Annotated in this window: 13 protein-coding genes and 1 tRNA gene; 11 read left to right on the plus strand and 3 right to left on the minus strand. The window is 69.8% G+C overall.

Annotated elements, in window-relative coordinates; genetic code table 11:
- Positions 1–61 precede the first annotated feature (61 nt).
- Positions 62–2137: a DUF2156 domain-containing protein gene (locus B1729_RS19155; protein WP_163634408.1), complete on the plus strand. Its 2076-nt coding sequence runs from the start codon at positions 62–64 to the stop codon at positions 2135–2137.
- A 137-nt stretch (positions 2138–2274) separates the two neighbouring features.
- On the opposite strand, the gene B1729_RS19160 is transcribed toward B1729_RS19155, so the two are convergent.
- Complete coding sequence (locus B1729_RS19160) at positions 2275–2481, minus strand: cold-shock protein (RefSeq protein WP_137845695.1); 207 nt, start codon at positions 2479–2481, stop codon at positions 2275–2277.
- Positions 2482–2837: 356 nt separating this feature from the next.
- On the opposite strand from B1729_RS19160, the gene B1729_RS19165 reads away from it, so the two are divergent.
- The 3 genes from B1729_RS19165 to B1729_RS19175 all read left to right on the plus strand — a co-directional run bounded on the left by B1729_RS19165 (position 2838) and on the right by B1729_RS19175 (position 7102).
- Positions 2838–3476 (plus strand): GntR family transcriptional regulator, encoded by a 639-nt coding sequence (locus tag B1729_RS19165; RefSeq protein ID WP_163616321.1) that lies wholly within the window; start codon positions 2838–2840, stop codon positions 3474–3476.
- A gap of 55 nt (positions 3477–3531) precedes the next feature.
- Entirely contained in the window at positions 3532–4023 is a 492-nt protein-coding gene (locus B1729_RS19170; RefSeq protein WP_163616319.1) for a GNAT family N-acetyltransferase, read from the plus strand.
- Between the two features lie 241 nt (positions 4024–4264).
- Entirely contained in the window at positions 4265–7102 is a 2838-nt protein-coding gene (locus B1729_RS19175; protein ID WP_163634410.1) for an alkaline phosphatase D family protein, read from the plus strand.
- 54 nt (positions 7103–7156) lie between these two features.
- Here B1729_RS19175 and B1729_RS19180 read toward each other — a convergent pair.
- Positions 7157–7240, minus strand: a tRNA-Leu gene (locus B1729_RS19180).
- Positions 7241–7398: 158 nt separating this feature from the next.
- On the opposite strand from B1729_RS19180, the gene B1729_RS19185 reads away from it, so the two are divergent.
- From B1729_RS19185 to pknB, 7 genes are all read left to right on the plus strand, one after another.
- Positions 7399–8151 (plus strand): DUF3662 and FHA domain-containing protein, encoded by a 753-nt coding sequence (locus B1729_RS19185; RefSeq protein WP_163634412.1) that lies wholly within the window; start codon positions 7399–7401, stop codon positions 8149–8151.
- Positions 8148–8690, plus strand: coding sequence for an FHA domain-containing protein (locus B1729_RS19190; RefSeq protein ID WP_163634415.1), 543 nt, complete (start codon positions 8148–8150; stop codon positions 8688–8690). The genes B1729_RS19185 and B1729_RS19190 overlap by 4 nt, the downstream gene beginning before the upstream one ends.
- Before the next feature lie 18 nt (positions 8691–8708).
- Positions 8709–9947, plus strand: a complete 1239-nt coding sequence (locus tag B1729_RS19195; RefSeq protein ID WP_163616311.1) for a PP2C family serine/threonine-protein phosphatase — start codon at positions 8709–8711, stop codon at positions 9945–9947.
- Positions 9944–11338, plus strand: coding sequence for an FtsW/RodA/SpoVE family cell cycle protein (locus B1729_RS19200; protein WP_163616309.1), 1395 nt, complete (start codon positions 9944–9946; stop codon positions 11336–11338). The genes B1729_RS19195 and B1729_RS19200 overlap by 4 nt, the downstream gene beginning before the upstream one ends.
- Complete coding sequence (locus B1729_RS19205) at positions 11338–12804, plus strand: penicillin-binding transpeptidase domain-containing protein (protein ID WP_163616307.1); 1467 nt, start codon at positions 11338–11340, stop codon at positions 12802–12804. Before B1729_RS19200 ends, B1729_RS19205 begins: the two co-directional genes overlap by 1 nt.
- Positions 12801–14516, plus strand: a complete 1716-nt coding sequence (locus tag B1729_RS19210; RefSeq protein WP_163616305.1) for a serine/threonine-protein kinase — start codon at positions 12801–12803, stop codon at positions 14514–14516. Before B1729_RS19205 ends, B1729_RS19210 begins: the two co-directional genes overlap by 4 nt.
- Positions 14517–14610: 94 nt before the next feature.
- A complete protein-coding gene (gene pknB, locus B1729_RS19215; protein ID WP_163634417.1) occupies positions 14611–16305 on the plus strand; it encodes a Stk1 family PASTA domain-containing Ser/Thr kinase in 1695 nt (564 codons plus the stop codon).
- A gap of 56 nt (positions 16306–16361) precedes the next feature.
- Here pknB and B1729_RS19220 read toward each other — a convergent pair.
- Positions 16362–16629: gamma-glutamyl-gamma-aminobutyrate hydrolase family protein (locus B1729_RS19220; protein WP_204318973.1), on the minus strand; the 268-nt coding region annotated here is incomplete at its 5' end.

The raw sequence follows: 16629 nt of genomic DNA on the forward strand, positions 1-16629 counted from the left end.
CGAAACGCCCCGAGCCGCCCTACTACGCGGGAGCTGGACGGCCCGCCGCTATCGTGATCGCATGAGCGACGGGGCGACTCACCGACCGAACCGCGTGCTTGCGGGCATGCGACGCGTGCCGGGCACGCTGACGATGGTCGCGCTGATCCTCGTGGTCGGCGTGGTGTGGCAGGGGCTGTGGCGGCCCTTCGAGGAGTCCGACCTCTATGACCTCGTCGCATACGGACTGCCCGCCTTCGAGGCAGGTCGCTGGTGGACGCCGATCACCGGCACCTTCTTCGTGAACCAGCCCTGGGTGTACGTCTTCACGATCTCGGGATTCGCGGGCATGGCGTATCTCGAGTTCCGCCGCGGGCCGCGCGTCGCGCTCGCGTATTACTGGGTCGGCCAGCTCTTCGCGATCTTCGCGACCGCCCTGCTGCTGTGGGGCTTCTCGCAGCTGCCGTGGGCGTGGGCCCAGACGCAGGCCGCGGCGCTCGACGTCGGCGCATCCGGTGGCACGATGGCGTGCGTCGCCGCCGCGATCGGCCTGTTACGGAGCCCCTGGCGAGTGCGGGCATGGCTGGTGCTGCTCGGCTTCGTCTTCGTCGCGATGCTGTTCTGGGGAACCCTCGCCGACCTCGAGCACCTGCTCGCCGTGCTGCTGGTGCTGTTCGTCGACCGGTCCCTACGCATCCAGCGCACGACGATCCGCGAGCAGCGCCTCATCGCCTTCATCGCCGTACTCGTGCTGGGCGCGGTCCAGATCGTCACCATCCTCGTGCCCACCGATGGTCCCTTCGGCCCGACGGAGCCGGTGTCTGGCGGCTTCATCGACTTCGCCATCGACACCGTCGTGATCCTGGTCGTCGCCAACGGATTGCGCAGAGGCCGCCGCTGGAGCTGGGTCGTGGCGGTGATCCTCGCCGCCGTCAACGTGCTGACCGCCCTGCTCGTGCTCGTGGTGATCATCGTGGCAAGCGAGGCGCAGCTCGAGGCGACGATCGACGGCGAGACCGAGCTCGCACTCGCGAGCGGCGCGATGTGGCTGCTGATGCTCGTCTACTTGATCCTGGTGCGCCGGGCGTTCCGCGCCCGCCGCCGATCGACGCTGGGCCGGCAGCCCGCGCCGCAGGTCGACGACGTCAAACAGATGCTGCACGCCGACGGCGGCGGCACGCTGTCGTGGATGACGACGTGGGAGGGCAACAGCTACGCGCGCACCGCAGACGGCATCGTCGCCTACCAGCGCCGCGCCGGCGTCGCCCTGGCCCTTGCAGACCCGCTCGGGCCGGTCGCGTCGCGCGCGGCATCCGTTCAGGAGTTCATCCGGGATGCCGAGCGCGCAGGGCTCGTCCCCTGCTTCTTCAGCGCCGACGAGGCGACGCGGGCCGCGGTGCCGGTCTCGTGGCGCAGCCTCGTCGTGGCCGATGACACCATCGTGGACCTGCCGGGCCTCGAGTTCACCGGCAAGCGGTGGAACTCGGTGCGCACCGCGCTCAACCGCGCGGGGCGCGAGGAGATGACCTTCCGGATGACCCGGCTGCAGGACGAGCCGTGGGGCGTGCAGCAGCAGCTGCGCGCGATCTCCGAGATGTGGGTCGGCGACAAAGGGCTGCCCGAGATGGGGTTCACGCTCGGCACCCTCGTCGAGGCCGAGGACCCGGAGGTGCGCCTGGCCTTGGCCATCGCGCCGAACGGCGATGTCGACGGCTTCCTGTCGTGGCTGCCGGTGTACGGGTCCGCGGGGGCCGTGCGGGGCTGGACGCTCGACCTCATGCGCCGCCGCGAGGGCGGCTTCGGCCCCGTGATGGAGTACCTCATCGGCTCGTCCGCGAGGCACTTCAGCGAAGAGGGCGCCGAGATCTTGTCGCTTTCAGGAGCGCCGCTCGCCCACGACTACCCACCGGACGCCGGCATGATCGCGGCCCTGAGCGACAGGCTCGCCGAGGCGCTCGAGCCCGTCTACGGCTTTCGGTCGCTGCACCGGTTCAAGCAGAAGTTCCATCCCCGGTACGAGACCATGTACCTGCTGTTCCGCGACGAGAGCGACCTCACCCGGATCGGCGGCGCGCTCACGCGGGCATTCCTGCCGGACGCGACGCTGCGACAGTTCGCGGGGGCGGGCATCGAACTGGTGAGGGGCGACCGCGACTAGCGTCGGTCGGCGCCCGAGTCGACCCGCACACGGCACGCCAGCTCACGCGGTGTGAGCAGGCGCGACGAAGCCGCGGCACCCGCTTCAGAGAAGCGGGACACCGCGGCTTCGACCGCGTGAAGCGATCGATCCGCCGATCAGATCGGGCGGATGTTCTCGGCCTGGAGACCCTTGGGTCCCTGCGCGATCTCGAACTCGACGCGCTGGTTCTCTTCGAGCGAGCGGTAACCGCTCGACTCGATCGCGCTGTAGTGCGCGAAGACGTCTGCGCCGCCTTCATCGGGAGCGATGAAGCCGAAGCCCTTCTCGGAGTTGAACCACTTGACGGTGCCCTGCGTGCTCATTACTTGCCGTTCTTCGTTGATCTCCCCGCGATTGCGGCGATTGACTCCAACGTAGTGAAGACGCGCGCGCGCGGCGAGACCCTTTTCGGAAGGTGACACAAATGTTGCAGACCGGAGGGCAGCCGTTTCCCATCGTACGCCCGGGCTGAGCATGGCTCGAAAGCCCGGGCGTCGACGGATCCCCCCGGATAGGCCACGCCGAAACGTGGACGGATTCATCGTACCGATATATCAGCGCAAGAGCGAGGGTCGGATGCCGTGAAATGCGCCGCTTCGGAAACCGCGGATCGCCGGCATTCGCGGCCGCCTCGAGTCGTGTATGCGTGTGAATCCTTCGGCGTACACTTGTGCCACCCATGACTGCCCCCTTCCTCCCGCTCGAGCCGAGCCGCGCCGCCCTCGGAGACGAGGTGTACGTGCGACTGGGCGAAGCGATCCTCGACGGCCGCCTCGCGCCGGGCGAGCGACTGCGCGACCAGGAGCTGGCCGAATGGCTCGGCGTCTCGCGCACGCCGGTGCGCGAAGCGCTGCAGCGGCTCGAGCGCGTGGGCCTGGTGGAGGTGTCACCCCACCGCTACACGCGGGTGTCGCAGCCGAACGACAAAGCCGAGGCCGACACGTTCGAGCTGGTGGCTTACAACATGGGGATGGCCGTGCGCATGGCGGTCGCCCGTTGCAGCGACGACACCCTCGCCAGTGCCGTCGACCGTCTGGACGACGTGATCGCCGCGTCCCGCGCCGATGACCACACCGGCCTCGCACGCGCCAGCCACGCGTTCTTCGCCGTCGTCACGAGGGCGACCGACAACATCGCGCTCATCCAGTTCATCCGCGAGTACGAGATCGCGATCCGGCGCAACATCGCCGGGTGGCGGCCGTTCATCGAGTGCCCGCTGGGCCGGACGGCGGCCTACGAGCAGTTCCGCGAGGCCTTCATCCGACGTGACGGGCATCACGCCGAAGAAGTGCTGCGCCGCATCCACGGCTTCGTCTGAGCCCACATGCCGCGCGCTCTTCTCCGTGACGGATGCCGTGGCTAGCGTGGGGCTCGTGAACCACATCGAGCTGCGGGCGCTGGATGACGACGACCTCGACGCGATCTTCGAGATGATGCGCGATCGCGAGGCCATCGCCATGGCCGCGTTCACCGCTCAGGATCCCGACGACCGCGCCGCGTTCGATTCGTGGATCGCCCGCGAGCGCGCCGCTGGGGACGTCCTCTCCTTCGTGGTCACCGAGAACGGCGGCTTCGCCGGCACCGCGGCCTCGTTCACCATCGACGGCGACCGCGAGGTCACGTTCTGGATCGCCCGCCACGCGTGGGGCCGCGGCGTCGCGACCGCGGCGCTGCGTCTGCTGATCTCGCGCGAGCCGATCCGCCCGCTGTTCGCGCGCGCCGCCGCCCACAACGCCGCGTCGATCGCCGTGCTGCAGAAGGTCGGGTTCACCGAGGTGTCGCGCAACGTCGACTACGCCCCGGGCGTCGGCCGCGAGATCGAGGAGATCGTCTTCACCCTGCCACCGACCCTCGACGGTGCCTGAGCACTTGTATTGACACGACACTGACACCCTGAGGGAGTTGTTCACCTTCGCGCGCCGATAATCGCCGGTCTGCACGAATGGGCCCGTGAACACGGGTCGAACATGTCTCGACAACTCGCGCGGCGCGTTGAAACGCACCGCCGACGCTCCGAAGACTGGCAGCGCGCCCGGTACCCGCCGGTCGCAGCGGTCCTCGCAGGCCGACGCCCGCGCCCACGCGCGCACATCCCCAGGAGCACACGTGACCCGCAAGCCCCCGCCCACATCGTCCGCCTCCGGCGCCTTCACCACGGGCCGCCGCGGCTTCCTCCTGGGAGGCGCGGCAGCAGCGGCGGCCGCCGTGGTCCTTCCCAGCACTCCGGCGCTCGCGGTGACGTCCCTCCGCGCGGCCGTGCTCGAGTACCGGGACCCCTGGACCAACGCCACCGGCCTCGCCGAGCTCCTGCGCAAGGCGGGGGTCACGGTCGTCGACCTGGACCCGGCGAAGTCCGCCACCGAGCAGGGCGTCGAGCTCATCGCCTTCGGCACCTTCACCAACAACGCTCCGACGTACGGCGCGTACATCACCACGCACGCCGACTCGATTCGTGCCTTCGTCGAGGCGGGCGGCGTCGTGCTCGACATGGCGCAGTCCGACCAGTACCACTCCACGGTGTCGTATCTGCCGGCGCCGCTCGGCGCCACCCGGAACGACACCGACTACGACACGATCCACCCGGTCGCTCTCGACCACCCGCTCGTCTCGCACCTGCGCGTGTCGGACGGCAAGGTCTTCACCGGCAGGTCGACGCAGATCCGCGTCAGCTGGGAATCGCTGCTCGACTGGCGGCGCATGCGCGTGCTGCTCGCGTGCACCGCGACCGGCCGCCCGCCGGCACTCCTGGAAGGCGCACACGGCCGCGGGCGCTTCCTGCTGACGAGCCTGACCATCGACAAGTGCTACAACGCGACCGGCGCGCCCATCCAGCCCGCGGGCGCCGTCGCCGACAGCGAGATGTTCTTCACCGCCCTCGCCTCGTACGTGCAGACCGTGATCGCGGGCACCGCTCCCGAGGTCGTTCCGACGCTGCAGCCGATCGCCGGCCCGCTCGTCGGTGACACCGGCACCGAGCACTCGCGGATCCTCTTCCGCCCCGGCGACGACCTCCTGGACCGAAGCCTCTGGGTGTGCGCCTTCACGCCCGAGCATGGCGAATCGGGCACGGTCCAGGCATCCGTGTCAGCCGCCAACGACAGCACCGTGCTGTTCGACCTGCAGGGCCTCCGACCGCAGACCGCCTACACATACTCGATCACCCCGGCGGGCGAGCCCATCCCCGGGCTCGACATCAGCGGCTCCTTCGTGACGGCGGCACCGGAGAACAAGCCGGCGAAGCTCGTCATGGGCCTCGGGTCCTGCGTGTGGACCGAGTCCAACCACATCTGGGATCGCATCCGTGCCGAAGGCTGCGAGGCGTTCGTCATGCTGGGTGACACCCCCTACATCGACAGCACCAACCTCGTGACGGCGCGGTCGAAGCAGCGGGGCTTCCTCCAGGTGCCTCAGGTGAACGCGGTGACGCGCTCGATGCCGATCTGGGCGACGTGGGACGACCACGACTTCGGGGGCAACGACGTGCACGGCGAACTCGCGGGCAAGCGGAACAACCGCACGGCCTTCGTCGACTACCGCGCCAACGCGACGTTCGGCCACGACCTCGCGGGCATGCCGCTCACCGTGCGCACCGAGGCCGGCGAGGGGATCTACACGTCGTTCCGCCGGGGCCCGATCGAGTTCTTCGTGCTCGACCCCCGCTGGTTCAGCCGCACCGAGCAGAGCTGGGCCGACTCCGCGAAGACCACGGCCATCGGCCGCGTCCAGTGGGAGTGGCTGCAGCAGAAGCTGCTGGCCAGCACGGCGACCTTCAAGTGCCTGGCCACGGGCATGATCTGGGACGACAAGCAGAACGGCGAGTCGGACGACTGGGGAACGTACGCGCACGAGCGCGACATGATCCTCGACTTCGTCAAGGAGAACCGCATCGGAGGAGTGTTCCTGCTCGGGGGCGACATCCACGTCTCGCGCGCACTCGACTACGGGCACCGCGTCGGCTACGACGAATTCTGGCAGTTCATCGTCAGCCCGATGCACAGCTCGGTGATCCCGAGCCTCAACGTGCCGCATCCGTCACTCGTGCACAGCGCGGTCGAGCCGCATGTGTTCGTTCGCCTCGAGGTCGACACGACGGTCAAGCCGGAGACGCTCACCGCGACGTGGATCAACCGCGACGGCGCGCGCATCTTCGAGGTCTCCACCGACAGCGAGCGCTTGTCACCCCAGGACGCGTGGGTGGCCTTCGAGGGCGCCGTCGAGGTCGTCCCGGGCGAGGCGACCATCGTGACCACCGCATTCACGAACAACTCGGCCAAGCGCATGCACTCGATCGCGGTCGACCTGCGCGTTCCGGCCGGATGGAGGGTCGAGGCGACGTCGCCGGCAGAGTTCGATGAACTCGCCCACGGGGAGCTCGTCCGCACGACCTGGGCCGTCACCGCTCCGGCCGACGCCGCTGCCGGCAGCGCCGAACTGTCCGTCACAGGCACGTACAAGCCGCGTCGCTCGGAGGGAACGGTCTCGGCCGCCGGCGCCGTGAACGTGCTGCCGGCCGGCGTGATTCCGCGGTCGCGCCTGTCGATCGCGGGCGTGAGCAGCGAGGAGGCGCCCGGGGATGCCGCGGTCAGGGCGATCGACGGAAACCCCGCGACCTTCTGGCACACGCGATGGTCGTCGCAGGTGCCGGCGTATCCGCACTGGATCACGCTCGACCTCGGCAGTGAGCACTCGGTGGAAGGACTCGGTCACCTGCCACGCCAGGTCGGCACCAACGGGCGCATGAAGGGGTACGAGATCTACCTCTCGAACGACAACGCGACCTGGGGCTCGGCCGTTGCGGCCGGCGCGTTCCCCGACGGCACCGCCCAGACCAACGTGCCCTTCGCGGCGACGCGGGCGCGCTACGTGAAGCTCGTCGGCCTGTCGAGCCAGCAGGGCGGCGTGTGGGGCGGAGCAGCCGAGCTGACGGTCTTCGGGCGCCGCTGACACATCGGGATACGGAGAAGGGCTCCCCTTCCGGGGAGCCCTTCTTGCGCTGTGTGCGCGAGGGGGGAGTTGAACCCCCACGCCCTTTCGGGCACTGGCACCTGAAGCCAGCGCGTCTGCCTATTCCGCCACTCGCGCGAGCCACGGCATCCGAAGATCCCGCGAAACTCAACTTGCCGAGGATATCATGCGTCGCGGCCTGCTTCTAACTCGGCCCGGTCGCGAGCGTGGTCCATCGCCGGCACAGGCTGTGCAATTAGCATGTAGCAACCGGCATCCCCCTCCAGAGGAGCTCCGTGGGACTACTTGACAGCTTCGAGAAAGGTCTCGAACGCGCTGTGAACAGCGCGTTCGCGAAGACCTTCCGCAGCGGCATCCAGCCTGTCGAGATCGCGTCCGCCCTGCGCAGCGAGCTCGACAAGAAGGCGGCTGTGGTCAGCCGCGACCGCATCCTCGCACCCAACACGTTCACCGTCCGGCTGTCGCCTGCCGACGACGACCGCATCTCGGCGCTCGGCGACGCGCTCACGCACGAGCTCGACACGCTCGTGCACGCGCATGCGAAGGCCCAGGGCTACTCGTTCGCCGGTCCGGTGACGATCTCGCTGCGACGCGACGACGACCTCTCCACCGGCACGCTGCGGGTCGAGTCCTCGACGGCGCAGGGCGGGCGGGTCGCCTGGCGCGGTGTGGTGGATGTCGAGGGCCGCCGCATCCCGCTCACCAAATCGCGCACGGTCATCGGCCGCGGCAGCGACGCCGACATCACCGTCGCCGACTCGGGCACCAGCCGCAAGCACGTCGAGATCCTGTGGGACGGCGAGCGCGCCATGGTCCGCGATCTGGGCTCGACGAACGGCACGCTGCTCGACGGCCGCAAGGTCGGAGAGGCCGCGCTGCCGCCGGATTCGACCGTCCGCATCGGCCGCACCGACATCGTGTTCCGGGTCGTCGCGCAGGCCTCGACGCCCCGCCCCCCCGCACCCCTCGACGACGCCACACGGGCCTTCGACGCCTACGACGCGCAGGAGAGGGGGCCGCTGGCATGAGCGAGCTCACCCTGCTGCTGCTGCGCATCGGATTCCTGGTCCTGCTGTGGGCGTTCGTCTTCGCCGTCGTGTATTCGCTGCGTGCCGACCTGTTCGGCGTGAAGGTGCGCCGGATGCCGGATGCCGCAGTCGCGGCCGCTTCGACAGGCTCTGCGACCGGGGGAGGCGCTGCCGGCGCCTCGATGACAGGGCCCGCCGCCTCGGGCTCGGCGGCGCCCGCACAGCCGGGCGGGCCCGCGACCACCGCGGCCGTGTCGCGCATCGTCATCACGAGCGGCCCGAAGACGGGACTCGAGCTCCCCCTCGGCAACGAGCCGCTCACGATCGGGCGCTCGAGCGAGTCGGGGCTCGTCATCCGCGACGACTACACCTCGAGCCACCACGCCCGCCTGGTGCTGTGGGGCGACCAGTGGATGATCCAGGACCTCGACTCGACGAACGGCACCTGGCACGACGGCGCCCGCGTCACCGCTCCCGTCCCCGTGAACATCGGCGCACCGATCAAGGTCGGCGCGACGACGTTCGAGCTGCGGAAGTAGCGGGCGGACCCCTCGCATATGGTCTTTCAGGGCTCGAGCGCCGCCATCTCGCACACCGGCAAGGTGCGCTCCAACAACCAGGACTCGGGCTACGCCGGCTCGAACCTGTTCGTCGTCGCCGACGGCATGGGCGGCCACGCCGGCGGTGACGTCGCCTCGAGCATCGCCATCACGCGCCTGCAGGCGCTCGACCGCCCCTACGACTCGACGTCCGATGCCGAGCGGGCGCTGGGCGACGCGATATCGGATGCCGCGGTCGACCTCGCCGACACGGTCAACCTCCGTCCCGAGCTCGCCGGCATGGGCACGACCGTCAGCGCGCTGATCATGGTCGACGACTACGCCGTCATCGCCCACATCGGCGACTCGCGCATCTACCTGTACCGCGACGGCGCCCTCACGCAGATCACCACCGACCACACGTTCGTGCAGCGCCTCGTCGACTCGGGCCGCATCACGCCCGAAGAGGCCCGGTACCACCCGCGGCGCTCCGTGCTGATGCGCGTGCTCGGCGACATGGACACCGATCCAGAGCTCGACACGTTCATCATGCCGACGCAGCCGGGCGACCGGTGGCTGCTGTGCTCGGACGGGCTCTCGGGCGTCGTCGACGACCCGCACACCGCCAAGGCGATGGGTCTCGGGCTCGCTCCCGGCCGCACCGCCGACAGCCTCCTGAAGCAGGCCCTCGACGGCGGCGCCCCCGACAACGTCACGATCGTCATCGTCGACGTCGGCGGGCAGCATCCGCTCTTCTCCGGCACGCCCACGATCGTGGGGTCCGCCTCCAACCCGACCGGCGTCGAGGTGCCCGCGGCGCGTCCCGGACGCACCAGCTGGCTGCACCCCAACCGGCAGGCGGCGAACGAGCCCACGCACTTCGAGCCCGCCGCGGAGTTCCTCGAGGAGCTCATCGAGGAAGACCGCCGACGTGCGCGCCGCCGCCGGATCGGATGGATCGTCGGGCTGGCTCTCGTGCTCGTCATCCTCGCCGGCGCCGCCTGGCTCGGCTACCAGTGGACGCAGACGCGCTACTACGTGGGCGCGGACGAGGACACCGTCGTGATCTATCAGGGCGTGCAGCAGAACATCGGGCCGATCTCGCTGTCGACGCCGTACGAAGACACCGAGATCCCCCTCGATTCGCTGTCGGACTTCGCCCGTGCGACGGTGGAGGGGACGATCTCGGCGAACTCGCTCTCTCACGCGCGCCAGATCGTGTCCGGAATCAGCGACCTGTCGGGAGGAGGCGGATGAGCGCCTCCACGAGCACGCCGACGGACGCCGTCTCGACCGACACCGCGGTGGTGCGGGCGCTGCGCCGCATCCGCGTGCCGCAGACGCAGCGCAACCGCGAGCTGGCCCTGCTGGTCTTCGCGTTCGCGATCAACGGCTCGGCGATCGCGCTCGTCCAGCTCGGCGCGCTCGGTGCCATCGACTGGACCTTCCTGGTGTACTGCGGCGGCCTCACCGCCCTCGTGATCGCGCTGCACATCCTGCTGCGCCTGCGCGCCCGCGCGGCCGATCCGTTCGTCGTGCCCATCGCGACGCTCCTCACGGGGCTGGGCCTCGCCATGATCTACCGGCTCGACCTCCAGTGGGAGCGCCACGGGTGGGAGGCGTACTCGACGCGGCAGCTCGCGTGGGCGGCGATCGCCCTGATCGCGGCGATCCTCGTGGTGATGTTCCTGCACAACTACCGCGTGCTGTTCCGCTACACGTACATCTTCGGGTTCGTCGGCATCGTGCTCCTGGTGCTTCCGGTGATCCCCGGGCTGAGCGGCGGCGGCAACGCCGACGTGTGGGTCGACCTCGGCATCTTCACGTTCCAGCCGGGCGAGCTCGCCAAGATCGCCCTCGCCATCTTCTTCGCCGGTTACCTCGTGCGCACCCGCGAAAGCCTCACGTCGACCGGCACCCGGTTCCTCGGCATGACGTGGCCGCGCGCACGCGAGCTGGGCCCGCTGCTGGTCATCTGGCTCATCTCGCTCGGCATCATCGTGCTGCAGCGCGACCTCGGCACCGGCGTGCTCATCTTCGGCATGTTCGTCGCCATGCTCTACGTCGCGACGGGCAAGACCAGCTGGGTGCTCATCGGCGTGGTGCTCGCGGTGTCGGGTGCGTTCCTCGCGTCCCGGATCCTCCCGTACGTGGGCGCGCGGTTCACCAACTGGCTGGATGCCTTCAACCCCGCGCTGATGGACAACTCCAGCTTCCAGCTCGTCAACGGCATCTTCGGCATGGCCAGCGGCGGCCTGCTGGGCACCGGGCTCGGGCAGGGGCGGCCGTACCTGACGCCGGTCGCGGAGAGCGACTACATCCTGCCGGCCCTCGGCGAGGAGCTCGGCCTCATCGGCGTGTTCGCCATCCTCTGCCTGTACATGGTCTTCACGAGCCGCGGCATCCGCATCGGCCTGGCCGGACAGGACGACTTCGGCAAGCTGCTCGCCACCGGCCTGTCGTTCACGATCGCGCTGCAGGTGTTCATCATGGTCGGCGGCGTCACCCGCCTGATCCCCCTCACCGGCCTCACGACGCCGTTCCTCGCGGCGGGCGGTTCGTCGCTCGTGGCGAACTGGATCATCGTGGCGCTGCTGCTGCGGATCTCGGACGCCGTCCGCAGCCGGCCCAGGGTGGTGATCGGCTGATGACGAAGGAACTGCGGCGGCTCAGCATCCTGATGCTGGTCATGTTCCTCGCGCTGTTCGGGTCGACGAGCTGGATCCAGGTCATCCAGACCGATCAGCTCGCGGCCAACTCCGCCAACCGCCGGGCGCTGTACGACTCGTTCGAGGTGCAGCGCGGCTCGATCATCGCGAGCGGCTCTGCCATCGCGTCGTCGGTGCCGTCGGACGACGTCTACAGCTGGCAGCGGGTGTACACGGATGCCGACATGTGGGCGCCCGTGACGGGCTACATCAACCCCGCACTCGGCCCCGGTTCCGTGACCGGCATCGAGCAGGCGATGAACCAGGAGCTCAGCGGCACGGCGGGATCGCAGTTCTTCTCGCGCGTCGAGCGGATCTTCACCGGACAGCCGCCACGGGGCTCCAACGTGGTGCTGTCGCTGGACGCCGACGTGCAGCGCGCCGCCTACGAGGCGCTCGGCGACCTGCAGGGCGGAATCATCGCGATCGAGCCGGCCACAGGCCGCGTCCTCGCGATGGTCACCAGCCCGAGCTTCGACACCAACGTGCTCGCGTCGCACGCGACCGACGGGGTGAATGCGGCGTACGACGCCCTCGTGGCCGATCCCGGCAAGCCGCTGTCGAACCGTGCCATCGCCGGGGATCTGAACCCGCCCGGCTCGACGTTCAAGCTCGTGGTCGCCTCGGCCGCGCTCGCGTCGGGCGACTACACGCCCGAGTCGACGCTGCCGAACCCCGCGACCTACCAGCTGCCGCAGTCCAGCAGCATCGTCCACAACGCCAGCGGCGGCACGTGCGGCGGCGGCGACACGGTGACCCTCGCGGACGCGCTGCGGCTGAGCTGCAACATCCCCTTCGCCGAACTCGCGGTGGAGCTCGGCGACACCGCGATCCGCGAAGAGGCGGAGAAGTACGGATTCAACCAGTCGGTCGAGATCCCGCTCCTGTCGACGCCCTCGGGCTACCCGCGGACGATCCAGGATGACGCCCAGACCGCGCTGAGCGGATTCGGCCAGGGCCAGGTGACGGCGACGCCGCTGCAGATGGCGATGGTGTCGGCCGGCATCGCGAACGGCGGGATGGTCATGAACCCCCGAATGGTGGACCGTGTGATCGGCCCGGACCTGTCGGTTCAGAAGACCTTCGACGACAGTGAGTTCGGGCGTGCGCTCGACGGCAGCCTCGCAGACGAGCTGGTCACGATGATGGTGGCCAATGTCAGTGACGGTGCTGCGTCGGGTGCAAGAATAGACGGGGTCGACGTGGCCGGGAAGACCGGTACCGCGGAGAACACCGGGGACGAGCCGTATACCCTCTGGTTCACAGGGTTCGCCCCGGCCCAGAATCCCGAAGTCGCGGTCGCAGTGGTCGTGGAGGACGGCGGCAGGCAAGGACAATCGGGAAGCGGCAACACCATCGCCGCTCCTATCGCGAAGAAGGTCATGGAGGCGGTGCTGGGCAAATGAGACCGACGCAGGGCGTGACCTTCGGCGGCCGATACGAACTCGATTCGCGCATAGCGATCGGCGGCATGGGCGAGGTCTGGGAAGCGACCGACCACGTCATCGGACGGACCGTCGCCATCAAGATCCTCAAAGACGAGTACATGGGAGATCCGGGGTTCCTGGAGCGCTTCCGTGCAGAGGCCCGCCACGCGGCGCTCGTGAACCACGAGGGCATAGCGAGCGTGTTCGACTACGGCGAGGAGGCCGGCAGCGCCTTCCTCGTCATGGAGCTCGTGCCCGGTGAGGCGCTTTCGACGATCCTCGAGCGCGACACCTCTCTCTCGACCGACAAGACGCTCGACATCGTCGCGCAGACGTCGGCGGCACTGCAGGCCGCCCACGCGGCCGGCCTCGTGCACCGCGACATCAAGCCGGGCAACCTGCTCATCACCCCCGACGGTCGAGTGAAGATCACCGACTTCGGCATCGCACGCATCGCCGACCAGGTCCCGCTGACCGCCACCGGTCAGGTGATGGGCACCGTGCAGTACCTGTCGCCCGAGCAGGCCTCGGGGCACCCGGCATCCCCCGCCACCGACATCTACTCGCTCGGGATCGTGGCCTACGAGTCCCTCGCGGGCAAGCGCCCATTCACGGGCGAGTCGCAGGTCGCGATCGCGATGGCGCAGATCAACGAGCAGCCGGCGCCGCTGCCCGCCACGGTCGCCACGCCGGTGCAGAACCTCGTGATGGCGATGATCGCGAAGAAGCCCGACGAGCGCCCGGCTTCGGCTGCCGCCGTCGCACGCGCCGCCACGGCGCTGCGCCGCGGCGATGTGGCTGCGGCCGCCGCCGCCGTCCCGGCGATCGCCGGCATCGTCGCAGCCGATGCGGCGACGCAGCTTCTCACGTCGGGCTCCGACACGTCCGACGCGACGCAGATCATGCCGGCACCTGGTGAAGAGGGCGCCGAAGGGGAGGGCGAGAAGAAGAAGCGCAGCCCGTGGACCTGGCCCTTGATCGCCCTCATCGCCCTGCTGCTGCTCGTGCTGATCGGCACCATCTGGGCGGTGTTCGCCGCGAACCGGGACGAGCCGGGCCCCAGGACGAGCACGACCACGACTGCGCCGTCGGTGACCCCGTCCGACACGCCGACTCCGACGCCCACCACGGCGAACGTGGTCGCTGCGGACTATGTGGGGCAGGACTGCGCGACAGCATCCGCGGCGCTCGACGCGCTCGGTCTCGGCGCCAGCTGCACCGAGGGCAACGCCGCGCCGGACGAGGCCAGCCAGGGCAGGGTGTACGACGTGAGCCCCACGGGGAACGTCCAGAAGGGCACCGTCATCGAGCTGACGACGTATGCCGGCCAGGTGCCGATGCCGGCGCCCAACAGCCCGACTTTCCAGGGCTCACCTGCCTCAGTCGCCCCCGGCGGGGCGCTCACCGTGATGTGGGACGGCTACACCTGCCCCTCGGGGACGGGATCGGTCAGCGCCTACACCTTCACCGTCCAGAACGGCACGATCGCGAACGGCCCGAGCTTCCCGCAGAACGCGCGCTCCGCGCAGGTGACGGCGGGCGATGCCGCAGGACAGACGGTCATCGTCACCTACAACGTGACGTGCAGCGGTGGCACCGCCGGCAACCGCACGTCGGGTACGTCGGGTGAGGCCACTGTGCTCATCCAGGCTGCTCCGGCGCCCGACCCGTCGCCGACGCCGACCCCGTGAGCCGAGCTGAGTGAATGCGCCGAGCGGGTCGCGCGACACGCGTGACCCGCTCGGCCTCGGCTAGGGTGGCTGATGTTCCAGGCAGGGAGTGACCGTGACAGCTGAGCCGCGTGTGCTTTCGGGGCGCTATCGCATCGACGAGCCCATCGGCCGGGGCGGCATGGCGAGCGTCTACCGCGGATACGACGTGACGCTCGGCCGCCAGGTCGCGATCAAGATCCTCGACCGGGAACTGGCGGACGACAACGCGTTCCGCACCCGGTTCCGCCTCGAGGCGCAGGCCGCCTCGCGCATGGCGCACCCGACGATCGTGCGGGTCTACGACGCCGGCGAGGACTCCCGCACCGCGCCCGACGGCACGGTGCGCCCCGTCCCGTTCATCGTGATGGAGCTGGTCCAGGGGCGTCTGCTCAAGGACATCATCTCGGCGGGCCCGGTTCCGGTCACGGATGCCGTCCGCTACGTCGACGGCATCCTCGAGGCTCTCGAGTACTCGCACCGCGCCGGCGTCGTGCACCGCGACATCAAGCCGGGCAACGTGATGGTGACCGACGCCGGCCAGGTCAAGGTCATGGACTTCGGCATCGCGCGCGCGGTGTCCGACAGCTCGTCGACCGTGGCCGAGACCACGCAGATCCTCGGGACGGCGGCGTACTTCTCGCCGGAGCAGGCGAAGGGCGAGCCCGTCGACGCCCGCGCCGACGTGTACTCGACGGGCGTCGTGCTGTACGAGCTGCTCACCGGCCGCCAGCCGTTCCGCGGCGATTCGCCGGTTGCGGTGGCGTACCAGCACGTGAGTGAGGCGCCGGTGCCGCCGTCCGAGGTGAACGAGACGGTGCCTCGGGCCCTCGACACAGTGGCGCTGCGCGCCCTCGCCAAGGATCCGTTCCAGCGCTACCAGGATGCCGCGGGCTTCCGCGAGGCGCTCGACGCGACCGTCGACGGCCGCCAGCCGTCGAAGCGGCAGGTGGGCGCGCTCACCAGCGAGCTGTACGGGCCCAACCCTCGGCAGGCCGCCGAGACCGCGCGGTCGCTGCGCCAGCTCAGCACCGACACCACGATGAAGCGCACCCAGGCCGGCCCGCCCGTCGCGTGGATCTGGGCGGGCGTGGCATTGCTGGCGGTGCTCCTCATCTCGCTGCTGTTCTGGGTGCTCTCCATCCAGCCGCGTGACGACCTGCCCACGAATGTCCGCGAGGTGCCCGACGTGTCGGGCATGACCTACGAGCGGGCCAACGAGACCCTGGCCGACGCCGACCTCCGGGCGATCCGCGTCGACGAGGAGAACGCCGAAGTCGCCGCCGGCAATGTCATCCGCACCGAGCCGGGGGAGGGCACGTCGGTGGAGGCCGACCAGCAGATCAGCGTCTACGTCTCCACCGGGCAGCAGATGTCGACCGTGCCGCCGCTGATGGGACTCGGACAGGATCTCGCGACCTCGGCGATCACCGGCGCCGGCCTGCAGCTCGGCACCGTGACGTCGCAGAACGACAAGGATCTCGCCGCCGGCACCGTGATCTCGAGCGACCCGGTCGACGGCGCCAACGTCGCCGCCGGCACCATGGTGAACCTCGTCGTGGCGTCCGGCCGCGTGGCGATCGACGACGTGCGTGGCTATACCGTGGACGCCGCCACCCGCGAGCTCGAGGACGTGGGACTCATCGTGACCGCGCAGGAGGACCCGAACTGCCCAGGGGCCGATCCGCGGATCGTGCAGTCTCAGTCCCTCACCCCGGGCGACGTGCCGGTGCACTCGCAGATCACGCTCACCTACTGCACCGGGTCCTAGCCCGCTGCGGGCGGAGCTCCGCCGTGGCGAGAGGGATCAGGCGTCGCGGCGAGGGCTCAGGGATCGCGGCGCGGGCTCAGCGTGGCGCCGCGGGCCGCGGCATCCGTGTATCCCACCGAGGCGAGCCAGTTGCCGAGCAGGCGATGTCCGCCCTCGGTCAGCACGCTCTCCGGGTGGAACTGCACGCCGACGATCGGGGCGGTGCGGTGCGCGACGCCCATGATGACGCCGCTCGCCGTGCGGCTGGTCACCACGAGCTCGGCGGGAAGAGTCTCGGGGACGATCGCGAGCGAGTGGTAGCGCGTCGCGGTGAACGGGTCGGGC

The organism is Microbacterium sp. B35-04 (genome assembly GCF_010634885.1).
Taxonomy (GTDB): Bacteria; Actinomycetota; Actinomycetes; order Actinomycetales; family Microbacteriaceae; genus Microbacterium.